The following is an 18,353-nucleotide window of genomic DNA, read 5'->3' on the forward strand; positions in this document are numbered from 1 at the left end:
TTTGGGGCAATGGGTTTGGTCGGCCCGGCGTGTTGGTCACGAATCATGCCGGTCAGATGGATCGGAGCCCCTCGCCGAGACGTAGCTCTCGACGATGACATCGATGCTCTGGTCCACGTAGATGTCGACGCCGTTCTCATCGGGTTCCAGCGGTTCAAGCGTTTGGAATTGAGAAGTCAGCAGCGATGCCGGCATGAAGTGACCGGGCCGGCTGGCTTGACGCTTTGCGATGACTTCGGGGGTGCCGACCAGATGCAGCAGTTCCACTTCGGGACAGTGGCGGCGCAATTGATCGCGATACTTGCGCTTGAGCGCCGAACAACTCATCACCCCGCCGGTTACGCGGTGTGCTGCCAACCACTCCCCGATGGCCTCGAGCCAGGGATAGCGGTCGTCGTCATCGAGCGCCTCACCGGCGGTCATCTTCGCGATGTTGGCGGGCGGATGGAAGTCGTCGGCGTCGGCGAACGGGACACGGAGGCGCTGGGCGAGGGCGGCGCCCACAGTCGACTTCCCGGAGCCCGAAACCCCCATGACGACGATTGGTGACGCCATTTCCTCCACCTACCCAGTTGTGTATGGCATCACACAGCATGCCTTAATAGGCATACGATTGCAATAGCATCACATAATGATATGCCTTTATATCGATTGCCGAGCGTATGAAACGATGTACCCGTGGCGTCTCAACCAATCGTCGGCGCGCTACATGGCAACCTGCTCGAGGCGCTGGGCACGGCGATCGTCTCCGGTGAGTATCCCGCCGGGCAGGTGTTGACCCTCGACGGCGTGAGCGCGCGACACGGGGTGTCACGCAGCGTCGCACGCGAGGCGATCCGGGTGCTCGAATCGATGGGCATGGTGGAGTCGCGACGACGGGTCGGCATCACCGTCCAGCCGTCGCAGAAGTGGAATGTGTTCGACCCCAGGCTGATTCGATGGCGGCTGGAGGCCGGCGACCGGGCCGCCCAACTGCTCTCGCTGTCCGAACTGCGCCGGGGATTCGAGCCGGCGGCGGCCGCTCTGGCCGCGCGGCGGGCCGGTCCGGAACAGTGCCGCGTCATGGCGGCCGCCGTTTCGGACATGGTCGTGCACGGCCGGGCCGGCGACCTCGAGGCCTACCTGGAGGCCGACAAGCTGTTTCATCGGACCATGCTGGAGGCCAGCGGCAACGAGATGTTCCGTGCGCTGGACGGCGTGGTCGCCGAGGTGCTCGCCGGACGGACGCATCACGGGATGATGCCCTCGACGCCGAACCCGGCGGCGATCAACCTGCACGACGAGGTGGCGCGTGCCATCAGGATGCGTGACGAGGCGGGGGCCGAACACGCCATGCGGGCCATCATCGACGAGGCCAGTTCGGCGGTGTCTGGGGACGACGGCGCTGACCCGTCGTGATCGGGCCGCGGCGAGTGGGCGCCGAGGTCAGTGGTTAACTGCCGAGGTGGACAGGCAACCATCGTTGGCGCGCCGATTCTTCGATCGACTCGAACCCGTGCACGCCGTCACCTACTTCGCCCCGGAAGCTCGCGCCGCCCTCGACAGCCTTGGGTACAAGGGGTTTTGGATGGGTTACTTCGCGGCCAGGTCGGCACCGCTCGGCGAGGTGGCGCCCGAAGTGGTGACGGCGACGTTCTACAACTTCGCCCCACATCGGGTGGCCAAGGCTCTTCCGGCTGCGTGGCAGGTGGCTCCGCCGGCCGACGCGCTGCGCATCCGACTGGAGTCGGCCGTGGCCGCGCTCGAGCGGTACGGCGTCGGGCACGGCGATGATGTGTCGACTGCCGCGGACCTGCTCGCTGACGTGGCCAGCAACGCCGCGCTGGATGGTCGACCCCTGTTCGCCGCCAATGCGGCACTGCCCTGGCCGGACGAACCGTTGGCGAAGCTCTGGCACGCCACCACCCTGCTGCGTGAACAGCGCGGCGACGGTCACGTCGCGGTGCTCGTCAGTCATGGGATCTCTGGTCGCGAGAGCAATATTCTGCACGCCGCTGCGGGCCGCGTGCCCAAGGAGATGATCATGCGCAGCCGCGACTATGCCGTCGAAGAGTGGGATCTGTACTGGGACCGGCTCGCCGAGCGCGGACTGCTCGACGGCGACGGGCTCACCGACACCGGCCGCGACCTCAAGCAGCGAATCGAGAACAGCACCGACAGGCTCGCGCTGCAGGTGCTCGACGCGTTGAGCGACAGCGAGATCGAGACGTTGTTTCGCACGTTGACCCCGATCACCCGCACGGTCGTCGGCGGCGGTGACCTCCCCGTCGCGACGCCGATGGGCTTGAACCGCGCCGACCTCGGCGATGACAGCGCCCACCTGACCTGACAATTCGTGCCGCGAGCGTGCGTGTCTGCACACGACTCGCCGCGCCATGACAGCAATTTGCGCACGCTCACGGCACGCTGAGTGACGTGATGGTGCTCAAATCGGTGGTTCTGTTCGTCCTCGCCGCGCTGCTCGAGATCGGCGGCGCGTGGCTGGTATGGCAGGGCGTGCGCGAGCACCGCGGCTGGTGGTCGATCGGTGCGGGGGTGATGGCGCTCGGCGCTTACGGTTTCGTCGCGGCGTTTCAGCCCGATGCCCACTTCGGCCGGGTGCTGGCGGCGTACGGCGGGGTCTTCATCGCCGGCTCACTCGCGTGGGGAATGATCGCCGACGGCTTTCGGCCCGATCGTTGGGACGTCACCGGGGCGCTGATCTGTCTGGCCGGGGTCGGTCTGATCATGTACGCCCCGCGATGACGCACCCTCGGTGCGCCGCGAGCGTGCGTGACGCGCTGAGATCGTGCGGCATGTCGTGTGGCGACACGCACTGGCTCGCACAACAAGAGAGGGCGATGGCTAGGGCTGGTTGCGGTTCCACTCCAGCCAGCCCACGCCCTTGCGGCCGTCGGCGGTCGTGACCGTCGCCCATGCACGCGGGAAGTGGCTGATCCGGCCGTCGGGTGAGGTCAGCAGCACCGGCGCATGGCCGCGCACCTCGGCCGTGACGGTGACGTCGCCGGGCGCCAGTGTCAGCGTCGTCTGCACCGGTAACGCATTGTCGGCGAACGTTTCTCGCGCGGTGACGGTTTGCAGTTCGATCAGCGGTTCGCCGGGCGGTTGCACGTAACCGATACCGAGCGGTGGGGCGCCGGGGATGCGGATGTCGACGCCGTGCAGGTGGGTGCCGTCGTCGAGGTGCAGCGCGCTCCACACCCAGTCCATCCCCCACCAGTCGCGTACACCCCAGGAGTGGTCGCGCTGGCCCGGAACATCGGTGAACGTGAACTCGCGACCGTCGACGGATACCGTGCCCGACACCGAGCACGGAATCTCGTAGCGCGGCGTCAGCCGGTACAGATACGGCGTGCCGGTGGTGGTCCATTCGAGTTCCATCGACACGTCGACCGGCCGTCCGGATTCGTTGCGCAGCAGTCCGGCCGGATCGTCGTACGCCTGACCGCGGCCGCGCATCGTGACGCGGTAGGTCTTGAGCGGTTCGGTGGCAGTCAGGGTCAGTTCGATCGCGCCGGTGTCTTCGAAGTCGAGCAGCGCGTAGGTCGGGATGCCCGGACCGCACACCAGACCGTTGACCCAGGACGTCTTCAGGTTCGGGTACAGCCCGAGTCGTACCCAGCCGCCGATGTCCTGCCGAGGATCGACGAAGTCGTAGTACCAGCTTTCGTTCCACAGCGGCTCGTCACCCGGGGGGTGTTCGCCTTCGTCGTCGGCCGCAGGCGTAAGGGGTTCAGGCGCAACGGGTTCCGGTAGCACGCCGAGCCCGTCGACGTCGAGCACATGCTCGCAGTGGCGTTGCAGCATCGTCATGAACATCTCGTCGCCGCGCTCGGTCCGCTCCACGAGCATCGACGAGATGATGGCCATCATCACGCCACCGAAGGTCTGCCTGCGCACCCCGTCACGCACATCGTCGATGCTGACCGGCGCGTCGGGCCCGAGCGCCCGGTGGTAGGCGTTCAGCAGCGCGTCGTAGTGCTCGCGGCGCGCCTCGACAGGCAGCGCACACCCCATGAAGTACGCGACGTCCGTCATCGCCGGGCCCCATGTGACCGTCTGCCAATCCACCACGGTCAGCGGCCGATCGGCGCCCGGCTGCCCGAACAGCATGTTGTCGAGCCGGTAATCGCCGTGCACGAGTCCCTTGATCCGATCGGGCGCGGACTCGGCGGCCAGGTATGCGTCGAAGCTCGCGATCAGTCGCTCGCATACGTCACGGTGCGCGGGCGCGATCTTGTCGGCATAGCGCTCGGCGAAGCCCGCATACAACCCGGCGATCAGTGCCTGGTTGACCGGTGCCTCCCGGTTGAGCCACTCGGCGCTCGCGACTGCTGAATCCCCAAGCAACTGTCCATGTAGTCTGCCGAGCTCGGACAGCGCCAGTATGGCCTGTTCGGTTGAGGCGCCGCGGATTTCGTCGCCGACGATCGCAGGGCCTGCATCACCGAGCAACAGATGGAAGGCGCCGGTCTCGGGGTTGAACGCCGACGAGAAGCACGGGGCCACCGGTCCCCCGATCCGCGGCGCGATGTCGGTGTAGAACCGCACCTCGCGTTCGTAGAGGCCCAGCGCCAGACCGGTCTGCCTGCTGACCGGGTCGGTGGCCGCCACCTTGAGCACCACGGTCGCTGGGCCGGTGTCGTCACCCGAGTACTCCAGCGCGACCCGGTAGCACTCGCTCATCTGGCCGGTCCCGATGCGCTCATAGGAGAAGTCGACAACCGGCGAGCCGATCGCAGACGTCAGCCACTCGGCGCTCAGTTCTGCGGGACGCTCGACGACGTTGATGGTGGACACTCGTCACCTCCGTGTGACATGTCGTGGTGGCTGCGGTGAAACCGTTAACGCGAGACCAGCGAGAAGTTTTCCCACGCCTGCCTGCGGGCGGCGTGCGGGTCGAACTCGATGCGCGGGCGCTGATCGAACACTCGGACCGCGCGATCCGCGCCGGTGTAGGCGGGCCAGTCGGCGCCGGGCACACCGCTGCGGGCGAATTCGCGCCAGCGGCGTTGGACGTCATCGCTGACGCGCAGGGCGCTTCGGCGGTCGCCGGCCGCGGTGAGCAGACGCCCGAACCCGGTGCGGTACACGTCGAATACCGCCAGTAGCTCGGTGGCGTGTGTGGCGCCGAGTCCCGACCAGCGCAACGGGCGCGGCGCGTAGTCGTAGCGGTACAGATACGTCGGCGCATGGCGACTGTGCGCCTCGGCGATCTGCCAGGCGGCCGAGCCGAACGCGAAGTCACTGCCGAACTGGATACACGCCTTCTGGTGCGGATAACCCGGGTACGCCGCGGTGATACGTTCGCGCTCTTCGGGTTCCACACCTGCGAGCAACCGCTCGATCATCGGCTCCGACATCGGCAGCAGCTTGAGAAAGCGCCCGAACAGGTTGGCCTCCTCGGCGTTCGTTCCGACGATCAGCGGAACGCGGTGCGCCCTGCCGCTGCGCATGGCCTCCACCGGATCGTCGGGCAGATACTCGGTTCCACTCGTCGGGCCCGCGGCGAAGGCGCCGAGCATCTCGCGCTGGCCGTGCTTGACGAGCCGTTCGAACGCGTGGACCAGTTCAGCGGGACGGGCCGCCATCACCGCGGCGGCGCCGTCGCCCTCCCTCGTACCCAGCAGCGCCGCAAATCGCGACGCGTAGTCAGCCGCGACGTCCGGGGTGCGCACCATCCCCGCCGCCGGAGACTCCGAGATCGCCTTGGCGAAAAGGTCTTTGGCGGCAGGCACCGCCAGCAGCGTGGCCACGGCATGCGCTCCGGCGCTCTCACCGAAGATCGTGACGTTCTCGGGATCGCCGCCGAACACCGCGATGTTCTCGCGTATCCAGCGCAGGGCCATCACCAGATCCCGCAGATACAGGTTGTCGTCGATCGTGACGTCCCGGTTCGACAACGACGACAGGTCCAGACACCCCAGTGCGCCCAGCCGGTAGTTGACCGATACGTACACACAGCCCTTGCGGGCCAGCGCCGCACCGTCGTAGATCGGCGTGGCCGAGGTTCCCATGAAATACCCGCCGCCATGGATGAAGACCATCACCGGCAGCGCGGCGTCATGCCGCTTCTTCGGGCTCACGACGTTCAGGGTCAGGCAGTCCTCGCTCATCGGTTGGTACCTGCCCGGCGCGAGCATCGTGTACATGCGTTGCTGAGGCGCGCAGTTGCCGTATCCGTGGCAGTAGCGGACGCCGCGCCACGGCTGCACCGGCTGGGGTGCGCGCAGGCGCAGCGGACCCACCGGCGGGCGCGCGTACGGGATTCCGCGCCAGCGGTGCACGCCGTCGCGGGTGAAGCCCTCGATCGTCCCGGATGCGATGATCGCGCGGACGGTGTGTTCGTGCATCACCCGACGTTAGCAATGCACGCCCGCCGCGCCTGGCCAGGGATTGCGTGTCGGGCCGCTAGCCTGGCCGGTATGCGAATGGCTGTGCTGATCGCGTCGGTGCTGGTAGCGGGGTGTTCGACGACGACAGGCGGACAGGCTGAACGGATCGAACCCATTCCGCCGTCCCCGCCGGCGAGTTCTGCGACCACGACCACGACCAAACCGAAGTCGACCGGTCCCCCCGCCCCGGGCGCACCGATCGGGGACGTGGTGGCCTGGGTCGAAGCCGGTGAGCCCGCCGACGCCGCTCAGTACCACGCGGCCACGCGTGAGGGCCAGACGACAGACCTCGGGGAGGACGTCGCATTCACCACGCCGTCGGGCAAGACCAGTTGCATGACCGACAGCCAGTACGCCGACGGGGCACTTGCCTGCCTGGTGGACCTGGTCGACCCGCCGCCGCGGCCGGATGACGCCTATGGCGAGTGGAAGGGCGGCTGGGTCGACTACGACGGCACCAGCGTGACCGTCGGCTCCGTACACGGCGATCCCGGCCGGTTCACCGCCGGCCAGGGGCCCGAACTTCCCTATGGCCGGGTGCTGTCCTTCGGCGACTACCGCTGCCGGACCGACACCGTCGGGCTGTTCTGCGTCAACTACGCCCACCAGTCCGCAGTTCGGTTCAGCGACGCCGGCATCGAACCGTTCGGCTGCCTGCAGCCGGTTGCCGCGCCACCGCAGACCGGCGAGAAGTTCAGCTGCTGACCGCGAGTTGACCGTTGTGGATCAACGACGGCGGCCAACACGTCCTGCGGGATCAAACCGACAGCGCTGAGCAACTGCCACAGCACGAGCAATATCACCGGCGACGCCAGCCGAAACACGGCTCGCTTGCGTTGCTGCCGAAGGCCTTTGACGACCCGGTCCGGCCGCGATGGGCACATTGGGTGCTGCGAGGTCTGCGGGAGCGGTCATGGTGATACGACGCTACGCACGGCCACGCAGAGCCAGAACGTTGCGATTCTGGGTGGCGGAAAGACGTCGATCCCGACCTCGCAGCGGACCGGGAGCGCCGAGCAGTCAGCGCCAGCCGTCGGCGGCTTTGGCCGCCTTCACCAACGCCTCGCACAATTGCCGCAATTCGCCGCTGTCGGCGCCTTCATCGACCGCGAGAGCGAGGTCCTCGGCCGCGCACCGCACCTGGTAGACGCGATCGGAGAGTTCGGCGGCCTCATCCGGGGTGAGGACGACCGCGTCGGGCGCCAGCGACGTGCCCTTGATCGCGCTCCGCTGTTCGTACGCGCGTTGCCGGCACGACTGCCTGCAGTACTGTCGCCGTCTGCCCAGCCCCGCATCACCGACCTCACGACCGCACCAACGGCAGGACTGAGGGCGTAGACGCTTCTTGATCCCGGGGGCCACAGGCCAGACTGTAAACCGAGGGTCGCCGCTTTCCCGGTATCATGGACGGTCGAGTCGGGAACTTCGCAGCTGGTTGCTGCGTTGAAGATCCGGACAATAACGCGCTGATCGAGGAGTGTTTGACGATGGCTGATCGTGTCTTGAGGGGAAGTCGCCTCGGTGCCGTGAGCTACGAGACCGACCGCAACCACGACTTGGCGCCGCGTCAGGTCGCGCGGTACCGCACCGACAACGGCGAAGAGTTCGACGTCCCGTTCGCCGACGACGCCGAGATTCCCCACACCTGGCTGTGCCGCAACGGCATGGAGGGCACTCTGATCGAGGGTGATGCCCCCGAGCCCAAGAAGACCAAGCCGCCGCGGACGCACTGGGACATGCTGCTCGAGCGCCGGTCGATCGAGGAGCTCGAGGAACTGCTCAAGGAGCGGCTCGACATCATCAAGACCCGCCGCCGCGGCTGATCCCCTGCCCGCGCGAGCGACCGCTTTGTGCCACGAAAGCACGGCGTGTCGCCGTACAGACGCGGTCACTCGCGGCAGGTGAGGGATGCGCGGCAGGTGAGGATCACCGCGTAACCCGGGCCCCACGGGCCCGGTCGAGACGGCCGCGCAGACCCCACTCGGCGACCTTGAACAGGGCCTCGCGGATGTTGGACCCGCTCATCTTGGACTGACCGAACTCGCGTTCGGTGAAGGTGATGGGCACTTCCACGACGACGAACCCGTTGTTGATCGTGCGCCAGGTCAGGTCGATCTGGAAGCAGTAACCCTTCGAATCGACCGCGCTCAGGTCGATCTTCTCCAGCACCTCGCGGCGGTAGGCGCGATAACCGGCGGTGATGTCGTGGATGCCGACACCGAGCAGGATGCGCGAATAACCGTTGGCGGTACGGGACAGCACCAGGCGCCGACGCGGCCAGTTGCGCACCTCTCCGCCTGCCACGTAGCGCGAGCCGATCACCAGGTCGGTCCCGCCGTCTATGGCGTCGAGCAACCGGTACAGCTGTTCGGGCGGGTGACTGCCGTCGGCGTCCATTTCGACGAGCACCGAGTACTCGCGGCTCAGCCCCCAGGCGAACCCGGCCAGATACGCCGCGCCGAGGCCGCCCTTGGCATTGCGGTGCATGACATGGATGCGGTCGGGGTCTGCGAGCGCCAGCTCGTCGGCGAGCCGGCCGGTTCCGTCGGGGCTGCCGTCGTCGACGACGAGGATGTGGACATCGGGCCGCGCCTTCTGGACGCGTTCGACGATCAGCGGAAGGTTCTCCCGCTCGTTGTACGTGGGAATGATCACCAGCGCGCGCTGGCTGGGGCGCTCCCCCGGGTCCCGGCCCGTCGTCATGTGGCTCCTCTGTCTTTGGTGCCGCCGCTCACTCGACGACGCACAAAGCCTTCATTGTGCAGCATCGCGACGATCAGACTGCCCACGCCGAGGGCGATGAGCAGCCCCTCCACCAGCGGCCCGAACCGTGTCGCGGCTGTGAGCTGGGTTTTCAGCCGTACCGCGGAGTCCAGGTAGGCCGGTTCGTAGAACGCGGTGCGAGCCAACTCACGGCCGTCCGGCGAGACGATCGCGCTGATACCCGTCGTCCCCGCGACCACGACGTACCGGTCGTGTTCGACAGCGCGCAGCCGGGCGAACGCGAGTTGCTGTTCGCTCATCGACTCGGTGAACGTCGCGTTGTTCGACGGCACGACCAGCAGCTGTGCGCCGTTGCGCACCGACTCTCGCGGTGCACGGTCGAAGATCACCTCCCAGCAGGTGGTCACCCCGACCGGCACGCCGGCCGGGTGCACCACGCCCGTGCCGTCGCCCGGCACGAAGTAGCCGGCACGGTCTGCGTATTCGGAGAAGTGACGGAAGAACCCGCGCCACGGCAGGTACTCGCCGAAGGGCTGCACGATCTGCTTGTCGTGGCGCTCACCGGGACCGCTGCGGGGATTCCACACGATCACCGAGTTCGTCGTGGTCGGCTCCTCGGACGTCGCGCCGGGCGCCTCGACCACCGCGCCGACGAGGATCGGCGCGTCGATGGCCGCGGCGGCAGAGGAGATCAGCTCATGGGCGTCGGAATTGGCCAGCGGATCGATGTCGGAGGAGTTCTCGGGCCAGACGACGAATATCGGCCGCGGCGCCCGCCCCGCCCGCACGTCCTCGGCCAGCCGCAACGTCTCGCGGACGTGATTGTCGAGCACGGCGCGACGCTGGGCGTTGAAGTCGAGTCCGAGCCGGGGCACGTTGCCCTGGACGACGGCCACGGTGACCGAGTGCTCGTCTCCGGCCCCGAGGCCGGACTGGCGGACGTGCGGCCACGTCAGCGCGGTGACCAGCAGCACGGCGCTGATACACAAGCCCGGCACCACGACGGCCGGGGGCGCGGCTTTCCGTGCGTCGTCGCGCCGCCACCACTGGACGACCTCGAAAACCATTGCCGCCAAGCTGAACCCGACGAGCACGGTCGCGAATGACAGCAGCGGCGCCCCGCCCAGTTGGGCGATCGACCGCAGCGGGCTCTCGGTCTGGCCGTAAGCGACCACACCCCATGGGAACCCGCCGAACGGCACCGTCGACTTGAGCCACTCCTGTGCCACCCACAGCCCGGCGGACCACAGCGGCCAGCCCGGTAGCCGCCGAACCAGCACAGCGGCCGCGCCGAACAGCGCCGGAAACACCGCCTCGGCGAGCGCCAACCCGATCCACGGGAAGGGTCCGACGAACGCCCCGACCCACGGCAGCAGCGGCAGATAGAACGCCGCGCCGAACAGGAAACCGTAGCCGAATCCGCCTCGCACCGTGGTGGTCTCGCGTGTCAGCGTCCAGGCCAGCAGCGCGAAAGCGAGGAAACCCAGATACCACCAACCGAACGGCGGAAAGCTCAGACACAGCAGCACGCCACCGACGAGGACGACGGTAAGCTGCGGCATTCGGTTCACCACGGTCTGACCGAATCGCCTTGTCTTCGAGACCGTTTCAGCCATCTATGACAGCACCCCGGTGAACCGTCTGCCGACACCGGGGTGACGGGCCGTCTAGGCGGGGCAACGGCGGTACCCGCGACCGCCGGTCGGTGGACCACCGTTGTACTGCGTCGGCGGGCGCACTCACCTCGAGTTGATCGGCCTCCCAGATTGCGTACGAGGCCGGCGCACCGGGAACGAGGGTGCCCGCCAACCCATCCCGAACGCCTGCGGCGCGCCACGCGCCGCGGGTGAGTGCCGCGAACGCCGCACGCGCCGAGAGCGCGCTGCCCGGCGTCTGGTGTCGCGTCGCCGCGCGCAGCGTCGCCCACGGATCGATCCCGGTGACGGGGCTGTCAGAGCCGAAGGCGAGGGGCACGCCTTGGGATGCTAACAGCGCGAACGGGTTCAACGGCTTGGCTCGCTGCGCCCCGAGACGCTGGGCGTACATTCCGGTTTCGCCGCCCCAGAGCGCATCGAAATTCGGTTGCATGCTGGCGAGCACACCCCATGCGCCGAGCTTGTGCGCCTGTCCCTCGGTGACCATCTCCAGATGTTCGAGTCGGTGCCCGCACCGGGCGACCGCGGGCGCCCCGAAGGATGCGACGACGGACTCGAGCGCATCGACGACCGCGGCCACGGCGGCGTCGCCGATCACGTGGAAGCCGGCCGTGATCCCCGCCTGTGTGCATGCGTGCAGATGGTCCTCGATGGCGTCACGGTCGAGGTAGGCGTTCCCGACACAGCCCGGCGCGTCGGCGTAAGGCTCGCGCAGCCAGGCGGTGCGTGAGCCGAGCGCCCCGTCGACGAAGAGGTCGCCCGCCAGGCCGCGGGCGCCCGTGCGCTCGATCAGCCCGCGTGCCTGATCGGCTGTGGTGACCGCTTCGCCCCAGTAGCCGATGATCTCGACGCCGTGCTCGTGAGCCCGGACCTCGTCCCAGTCGTCGAGGCCGCCGATCTGCGGGCCCGCGCATTCGTGCACGGCGACGATTCCGTGTGCCGCCGCCGCGTTGAGCGCGGCGGTGCGCGCGTCGTCACGTTGCCGGCGCGTCAGCCCGGCCCGCGCGGCGGCGCGGACCAGGTGATGAGCGTCGCTGGTCAGCGGCCGGTGCGGGTGGTATCCGGCCGAGTCGGCGAGGCCGGGGCAGAGCGCCCGCAGCGCGGTGGACGCCGCGGCCGAGTGCACGTCCACCCTGGCGAGGTAAGCCGGTCGGTCCCCCACGACGGCGTCGACGTCACCGGTGCTGGGCGGAGTGCGTTCCGACCAGCTGGACTCGTCCCATCCGTGCCCCCAGATCGGACCGTCCGGATGGGTGCGGGCATGGTCGCCGAGCAGTTGCAGACAGTGCGGTAGCGAGGTGGCGCGCCGCAGGTCGAGTCCGGAGAGCGTGAGTCCGGTGGCGGTGAGGTGGATGTGACTGTCGACGAACGCGGGGGCGACGAAGGCGCCGTCGAGGTCGACGACCTGCGCCTCGGGATACTGGCCGCGGCCGACGTCGTCGCTGCCCAACCATGCGATCACGCCGTCGCGCACGGCCAGCGCCGTGGCGTCGGGCATGGCGGGGCTGTGTACCCGCCCGTTGAGCAGAAGGGTCGTCACCTAGGGGAGGTTCTCACAGACGGTCGTCTGGGCGGGGTGCGCGCTCCACGGCGGGTTGTTCCATGTCGACGACGTCGACGACCTCGCCGTCGATGTAGTCGTTTCGCCTCGTGGCGGCTCCCCAGCCCGCGACGCCGGCGGTGATCAGCGGCATCCGGCGGGCCGCCAGCGCGGTCAGCAGCGGACGGGCCGCCGCCCGGGTCGGTGGCAGCAGGAGCAGCGCCCCTGCCACCGAACTGGCCAGCCCGGGGATCACGACCAGCACCGTTGCGAGCGCGACCAGGATGCTGTCGGCCGCCGCACCGTGCAGTGTCGACGTGGTCAGACCCGAGCGCAACCTGCCGAGATGACGCCTGACCTGTGATCCGGCCAGCGCAAAACCCAGCACGAACGTCGTGAGAAGCAGCAGCAGCGTCCAGCCGATGCCGATCGTCGACACCAGGGCCACCACGACCGCGGTCTCGATGACCACATAGAGGACAAACAGCCGCATCGCCATACGGGGTAAACGTCCGGGCGCCCCTGTCGGTTCCGTAGATTGACGATATGGCCACGATCAAGATCGCTACGCCGGACGGTCCGATCGACGCGTTGCTCTCGACGCCGGACGGCGAGGGTCCGTGGCCGGCGATCGTGGTCGTGCACGACGCGATCGGGTACGGACCGGACAACGAGGCGATATCGGCCCGCATCGCCGAAGCCGGCTACATCGCGATCACTCCGGACCTGTACTCGCGCGGTGGCCGCGCTCGCTGCATCACCCGGGTGTTTCGCGAACTGCTCAGCAAGCGGGGCCGCGCGCTCGATGACATCCTGGCCGCCCGCGACCACGTGCTGGCCCTGCCGGAGTGCACGGGCGCAGTCGGCATCGCCGGATTCTGTATGGGTGGACAGTTCGCGCTGGTGATGTCACCGCAGGGTTTCGGTGCATCGGCGCCGTTCTACGGCACCCCCCTACCGCGCCGTCTCGACGACACGTTGACCGGGGCGTGCCCGATCGTCGCCAGCTTCGGCAGGCGCGACCCGATCGGCATCGGTGCCGCCGATCGTTTGCGAAAGGTCGTCGCGGACAAGGGCATTCCGGCAGACATCAAGGTATATCCGGATGCCGGGCACAGCTTCGCGAACAAGCTGCCGGGACAACCGCTTCTGAGGATCACCGGGTTCGGATACAACCGGGCGGCGGCGGACGACGCCTGGGCGCGGGTGTTCGCGTTCTTCGGCGAACACCTCGCGGTTACACCGCGGGGTTGACCGCGGGCGCGATCTCGATTCCGATGTGCACCTTGTCGATACCGCCGCGGATCAGTGCCTGGGGAATCCACCACCACGCGTGCCACCAATAGCGCCTGGTGACCATGTCGAAGACGCGGCGGGTCTCCTGCTTGGGCAGCACCCTGGCGACGGCTTCGACCGGGTTGCCCTTCGGTTCGCCCAGTGCCGTGGACTTCTGGATGGTCACCCGAGGAGTGTTGTTGATGCGCTTGGTTTTCCACGATCCGTCATCGGTGATGACGAGCAGCTTGTCGTCCTCGGGTACGCCCCAGATCGGGGTCGGTTTGGGTGTGCCGTCCTTGGTGAAGGTCGTCAACAGGATGTACTTCGAGCGCGCGACGTCGTCGAACGTGTCGGCCATGGTCAGCCCGGCTTGATTGCGATGGTCACGTTGTTCTTCATTCCCCCGCGCAGCTTGGAGAAAACGTTGAACGTTTTGCCCAGCAGCCCGTAGCGCTTGCCGATCGCGTCGTAGGTGGCGCCGTTGGCCGACTTGTCGAGGATCTCGGCGACGGCCTCGACGGGCTCACCCTTGGGGTTGCCGCGCATGTCGCAGGGGGCGATGGTCACCCGCGGGGTGTTGCGGATCCGCTTGACCTTCCACGACTTCTCCTGCGTGATGGCGATCAGGCCGTCGCCGTCGGGCACCGCCCAGATCGGTGTCGGCTTGGGCCTGCCGTCCTTGGTGAAAGTGGTGAGCAGGATGTACTCGGACTTCGCAACGTCGGCAAAGGTGGCAGACACGTCCTCGAAGATACTGCGCCGCGCCGCGAGATCAGCCTTCGAGGTCGCCTTCGGTCTCCAGCAGCACCCTGCGCAATCCGTCGAGCGTCGCCCGTTCGGGTGCGACCCACATGCCGCGGTCGGCGGCCTCCAGGAGTCGCTCGGCCATACCGTGCAGCGCCCACGGATTGGACTCGGCCATGAACTTGCGGTTCTCGTGGTCTAGCACGTACTCCGCCGAAAGCCGCTCGTACATCCAGTCGGCCATCACACCGGCGGTCGCGTCATAGCCGAACAGGTAGTCGACCGTCGCGGCCATCTCGAAGGCGCCCTTGTAGCCGTGCCTGCGCATCGCGTTGATCCAGCGCGGGTTGACCACGCGCGCGCGGAACACCCGGGTGGTCTCCTCCGACAGGGTGCGGGTCCGCACGGCATCGGGCCGGGTGTTGTCACCGATATAGGCGGCGGGATCCTTACCGGTCAGCGCCCGCACGGTGGCGATCATGCCGCCGTGGTACTGGAAGTAGTCGTCGGAGTCGGCGATGTCGTGTTCGCGGGTGTCGGTGTTCTTGGCCGCCACCGCGATCCGGCGATATTGCCGGCTCATATCATCACTGGCGGCAGCTCCGTCTAATCCGCGGCCGTAGGCGAATCCGCCCCACGCCGTGTACACCTGGGCGAGGTCGGCGTCATCGCGCCAGTTGCGACTGTCGATCAGTTGCAGTAGCCCGGCGCCGTACGTCCCCGGTTTGGAACCGAAAATCCTTGTGGTGGAACGACGTTCGTCACCGTGTTCGGCGAGGTCGGCTTGGGCGTGCGCACGGACGTAGTTGTCCTCGGCTGCTTCGTCGAGGCCGGCGACCAGCGCTACGGCATCGTCGAGCATCGTGACGACGTGCGGGAACGCGTCTCGGAAGAACCCGGAGATGCGCACCGTGACGTCGATGCGGGGCCTCCCCAGGTCGGCGAGCGCAATCGGTTCGAGAGCGATCACCCGGCGGGACGCCTCGTCCCACACAGGACGCACCCCGAGCAGCGCGAGCACTTCGGCGATGTCGTCACCGGCGGTCCGCATGGCCGACGTGCCCCACACCGACAGGCCGACCGACCGGGGCCAGTCGCCGTAGTCGTCGCGGTAGCGGGCCAGCAGCGAATCCGCCATCGCCACACCGGTTTCCCACGCCAGCCGCGACGGCACCGCCTTGGGATCGACCGAGTAGAAATTCCGCCCGGTGGGCAGCACGTTGACCAGCCCGCGCAGCGGTGATCCCGACGGGCCGGCTGGGATGAAGTGCCCGTCGAGCGCTCGGAGGATCTGCGGAATCTCCTCGGCCGTGCCTGCGAGCCGCGGCACCACTTCGGTGGCGGCGAACCGGAGCACTGCGGCGACGTCGAGGTTGTCGGTCAGCGTGTCGACGGCCTCGGGGTTCCATCCCGAGTCCTGCAGCGCGGCAACCAGTTTCCGGGCCTTCGCCTCGGTGGCGTCGACAGCTGCGCGCTCGTCACGGCCGTCCTCGGCCAGGCCGAGCGCCTGGCGAAGGCCCGGCACTGTCTGCTCGCCGCCGAACAACTGGCGGGCCCGCAGTACCGCGAGCACCAGATCCAGTTCGTCGTCGCCGCTTGGTGTTTGGCCGAGGATGTGCAGGCCATCGCGGATCTGGACGTCCTTGATCTCGCAGAGCCAGCCGTCGACGTGCAGCAGCATGTCGTCGAAGGAGTCCTCCTCGGGGCGCTCCTCGAGACCCAAGTCGTGGTCCATCTTCGCGGCGCGCATCAGCGTCCAGATCTGCTGGCGGATCGCGGGGAGTTTCCCGGGGTCGAGCGCCGACACGTTGGCGTGTTCGTCGAGCAGCTGCTCCAAACGCGCGATGTCGCCGTAGGTTTCGGCACGCGCCATCGGTGGGATGAGGTGGTCGACGAGGGTCGCGTGTGCGCGACGCTTGGCCTGGGTGCCCTCACCGGGATCGTTGACCAGGAACGGGTAGATCAGCGGCAGATTGCCCAGCGCGGCATCGGATCCGCAGGCCGCCGACATGCCGAAAGTCTTGCCCGGCAGCCACTCCAGGTTGCCGTGCTTGCCTAGGTGCACGACCGCGTCCGCGCCGAACACCGATTCGATCCACCGGTACGCGGCCAGATAATGGTGGCTGGGCGGCAGATCCGGGTCGTGGTAGATGGCGACGGGGTTTTCGCCGAAACCGCGCGGCGGCTGCACCATCAGCACGACGTTGTCCGCCTGCAGCGCGGCGATGACGATCTCACCGTCGGGATCGGCGCTTCGGTCGATGAACATCTCCCCCGGCGGCGGGCCCCAGTGCTCGACGATCGCTTCGGTGAGCTCGGCGGGCAGCGTCGCGAACCAGTCGCGATACTCCCTGGCCAACACCCGGATCGGGTTGCTCTCGACCTGCGTTTCGGTCAGCCAGTCGGGGTCCTGGCCGCCGCGTTCGATCAGCGCGTGGATGAGCGCATCCCCATCGCCGGCGTCGAGGCCCGGCACGTCGCCGATGCGGTAACCGTGCTCGCGCATCGCGCGCAGCAGCGCGACGGCGCTCGCCGGGGTGTCGAGCCCGACGGCGTTGCCGATGCGGGCGTGTTTGGTGGGGTAGGCGGAGAACACCACGGCGATCCGCTTGTCCTCGACCGGGATTGCGCGCAGGCGCGCGTGTCGGACGGCCAGCCCGGCGACTCGCGCGCAGCGTTCGGGATCGGGCACATACGAGGTCAGGCCCTCGTCGTCGATCTCCTTGAACGAGAACGGCACGGTGATGATGCGGCCGTCGAACTCCGGCACGGCCACCTGTGTCGCGACGTCGAGCGGCGAGAGCCCGTCGTCGTTGTTCTGCCAATGCGACCGGGGGCTCGTCAAGCACAACCCTTGCAGGATCGGGATGTCCAGTGCTGCGAGGTGCGCGACGTTCCATGTGTCATCCGCGCCACCGGCCGACACGGTCGCCGGTGTGGCCCCACCGGCCGCGAGCACGGTGGTGATCAGTGCGTCGGCCGTGCCGAGCAGTTCGAGCAGCTCCGCGTCGGCGGTGCGCAGCGACGCACAGAACACCGGAAGCGCACGACCGCCGGCGTCCTCGATCGCGTCGCACAGCGCCTCGACGTAGGCGGTGTTACCCGCGAGGTGCTGCGCGCGGTAGTACAGCACCGCGACGGTCGGGCCGTCGCCGCCGTCGCGGGGCACCACGCCCCACAGCGGTGTGCTCTCGGGCGGGGAGAACCCCAAGCCGGTCATCAACAGCGTGTCGCACAGGAACGCGTGCAACTGGCGCAGATTCGAGACGCCGCCCTGAGCCAGGTAGACGTGGGCCTGCAACGCGACGCCCGCCGGTGTGGTCGAGTGCCGCATCAACTCCGCGTCCGGCGACTGCTCGCCGCTGACGACGACGGCGGGCACACCGAAGGCCACCACCTCGTCGATGCCGTCCTGCCAGGCGCGGTAGCCGCCGAGGATGCGCACTACCACGATGTCGGCACCGCGCAGCAGTTCGCCGAGTTCACCGTCGACCAGCCGGGACGGGTTGGCCCACCGGTAGTTGGCGCCGGTGGACCGGGCCGTCATCAAGTCGGTGTCCGAGGTGGACAGGAGCAAGACGGCGGGGTCGCGAGACGGCTGAGCCACCCCCCATTACTACCCCACGCCGCTTTCCTGCCCACTCCCCGTGCGCCGACGGTGCACGTCTGCGCGGGACACTCCGCGCCACCGCGACAGTTTGCGCACGGTCAGTGGGCGACGAGCGTGCGGTGATGCCGAGATTTCGCGGCGTGTCGCGAAGCAGACACGCACCCTCGCGGCATCATCCGTGTGGAGGTGGGCTAGCGGCGGTTCCAGCGGCCGTATGTGCTCTGCGGATAAGGCAACCCGAGGGCGGCGATGAGTACGACCAGAAGAGCACCGAACACGATGAGTTCGAACATCGTCGTTCCTTCCTGACGCTTACTGCACACACGTGCAGTAACCCGGAACTTACGACGTCAGCGTCGATATGAGACCGACTTGTGTGGCACGGATCACTAGAGGTTCTAGTGTGA

Annotated in this window: 17 protein-coding genes; 6 read left to right on the forward strand and 11 right to left on the reverse strand. The window is 68.0% G+C overall.

Features of this window, described 5'->3' with window-relative positions; genetic code table 11:
* Positions 1–36: 36 nt before the first annotated feature.
* Complete coding sequence (locus tag AU193_RS00170; protein ID WP_064420616.1) at positions 37–555, reverse strand: gluconokinase; 519 nt, start codon at positions 553–555, stop codon at positions 37–39.
* A gap of 123 nt (positions 556–678) precedes the next feature.
* Between AU193_RS00170 and AU193_RS00175 the strand changes: the two genes are divergently transcribed.
* The 3 genes from AU193_RS00175 (at position 679) to AU193_RS00185 (ending at position 2,745) form a co-directional block, all read left to right on the forward strand.
* Positions 679–1,398, forward strand: coding sequence for a FadR/GntR family transcriptional regulator (locus AU193_RS00175; RefSeq protein WP_064420331.1), 720 nt, complete (start codon positions 679–681; stop codon positions 1,396–1,398).
* Between the two features lie 46 nt (positions 1,399–1,444).
* Complete coding sequence (locus AU193_RS00180) at positions 1,445–2,329, forward strand: hypothetical protein (protein ID WP_064420332.1); 885 nt, start codon at positions 1,445–1,447, stop codon at positions 2,327–2,329.
* A gap of 89 nt (positions 2,330–2,418) precedes the next feature.
* Entirely contained in the window at positions 2,419–2,745 is a 327-nt protein-coding gene (locus tag AU193_RS00185) for a YnfA family protein (protein ID WP_064420333.1), read from the forward strand.
* A gap of 99 nt (positions 2,746–2,844) precedes the next feature.
* Here the strand turns inward: AU193_RS00185 and AU193_RS00190 are convergent, their stop codons facing one another.
* Both AU193_RS00190 and AU193_RS00195 read right to left on the reverse strand, forming a co-directional pair.
* The gene (locus tag AU193_RS00190) at positions 2,845–4,800 is read right to left on the reverse strand and encodes a phosphotransferase (protein WP_064420334.1); all 1,956 of its coding nucleotides are present in this window, start codon (positions 4,798–4,800) and stop codon (positions 2,845–2,847) included.
* A 44-nt stretch (positions 4,801–4,844) separates the two neighbouring features.
* On the reverse strand, positions 4,845–6,353 hold the full coding sequence (locus AU193_RS00195) for a carboxylesterase/lipase family protein (protein WP_064420335.1): 1,509 nt from the start codon (positions 6,351–6,353) through the stop codon (positions 4,845–4,847).
* A 72-nt stretch (positions 6,354–6,425) separates the two neighbouring features.
* Between AU193_RS00195 and AU193_RS00200 the strand changes: the two genes are divergently transcribed.
* Positions 6,426–7,100, forward strand: coding sequence for a hypothetical protein (locus tag AU193_RS00200; protein WP_064420336.1), 675 nt, complete (start codon positions 6,426–6,428; stop codon positions 7,098–7,100).
* 315 nt (positions 7,101–7,415) lie between these two features.
* Here the strand turns inward: AU193_RS00200 and AU193_RS00210 are convergent, their stop codons facing one another.
* Complete coding sequence (locus AU193_RS00210) at positions 7,416–7,745, reverse strand: hypothetical protein (protein WP_064420617.1); 330 nt, start codon at positions 7,743–7,745, stop codon at positions 7,416–7,418.
* A 137-nt stretch (positions 7,746–7,882) separates the two neighbouring features.
* On the opposite strand from AU193_RS00210, the gene AU193_RS00215 reads away from it, so the two are divergent.
* On the forward strand, positions 7,883–8,218 hold the full coding sequence (locus AU193_RS00215) for an RNA polymerase-binding protein RbpA (protein WP_064420338.1): 336 nt from the start codon (positions 7,883–7,885) through the stop codon (positions 8,216–8,218).
* A 103-nt stretch (positions 8,219–8,321) separates the two neighbouring features.
* On the opposite strand, the gene AU193_RS23760 is transcribed toward AU193_RS00215, so the two are convergent.
* From AU193_RS23760 to AU193_RS00235, 4 genes are read right to left on the reverse strand one after another with little or no spacing between them, the layout of a single operon-like run.
* Positions 8,322–9,098, reverse strand: a complete 777-nt coding sequence (locus tag AU193_RS23760) for a polyprenol monophosphomannose synthase (RefSeq protein ID WP_064420339.1) — start codon at positions 9,096–9,098, stop codon at positions 8,322–8,324.
* Positions 9,095–10,735 carry an apolipoprotein N-acyltransferase gene (lnt, locus tag AU193_RS00225; RefSeq protein ID WP_064420340.1) on the reverse strand — a complete coding sequence of 547 codons (1,641 nt, stop codon included), beginning with the start codon at positions 10,733–10,735 and terminating at the stop codon, positions 9,095–9,097. Before lnt ends, AU193_RS23760 begins: the two co-directional genes overlap by 4 nt.
* Positions 10,728–12,314 carry an amidohydrolase gene (locus tag AU193_RS00230; protein ID WP_064420341.1) on the reverse strand — a complete coding sequence of 529 codons (1,587 nt, stop codon included), beginning with the start codon at positions 12,312–12,314 and terminating at the stop codon, positions 10,728–10,730. Before AU193_RS00230 ends, lnt begins: the two co-directional genes overlap by 8 nt.
* Before the next feature lie 13 nt (positions 12,315–12,327).
* Entirely contained in the window at positions 12,328–12,813 is a 486-nt protein-coding gene (locus tag AU193_RS00235) for an FxsA family protein (protein WP_064420342.1), read from the reverse strand.
* A 47-nt stretch (positions 12,814–12,860) separates the two neighbouring features.
* Here AU193_RS00235 and AU193_RS00240 point away from each other — a divergent pair, with 47 nt between their 5' ends.
* Positions 12,861–13,568: a dienelactone hydrolase family protein gene (locus AU193_RS00240; protein WP_064420343.1), complete on the forward strand. Its 708-nt coding sequence runs from the start codon at positions 12,861–12,863 to the stop codon at positions 13,566–13,568.
* Here the strand turns inward: AU193_RS00240 and AU193_RS00245 are convergent.
* Genes AU193_RS00245 through cobN form a run of 3 tightly spaced genes read right to left on the reverse strand, consistent with a single transcriptional unit; the run spans position 13,552 to position 17,883 of the window.
* Positions 13,552–13,950: a PPOX class F420-dependent oxidoreductase gene (locus AU193_RS00245; protein ID WP_064420344.1), complete on the reverse strand. Its 399-nt coding sequence runs from the start codon at positions 13,948–13,950 to the stop codon at positions 13,552–13,554. The two genes, AU193_RS00240 and AU193_RS00245, sit on opposite strands and share 17 nt — an antisense overlap.
* 2 nt (positions 13,951–13,952) lie before the next feature.
* Positions 13,953–14,333 (reverse strand): PPOX class F420-dependent oxidoreductase, encoded by a 381-nt coding sequence (locus tag AU193_RS00250; protein WP_064420345.1) that lies wholly within the window; start codon positions 14,331–14,333, stop codon positions 13,953–13,955.
* A gap of 31 nt (positions 14,334–14,364) precedes the next feature.
* Positions 14,365–17,883 (reverse strand): cobaltochelatase subunit CobN, encoded by a 3,519-nt coding sequence (cobN, locus tag AU193_RS00255; RefSeq protein ID WP_216637262.1) that lies wholly within the window; start codon positions 17,881–17,883, stop codon positions 14,365–14,367.
* Positions 17,884–18,353 lie beyond the last annotated feature (470 nt).

Source organism: Mycobacterium sp. GA-1285 (genome assembly GCF_001499905.1).
Taxonomy (GTDB): domain Bacteria; phylum Actinomycetota; class Actinomycetes; order Mycobacteriales; family Mycobacteriaceae; genus Mycobacterium.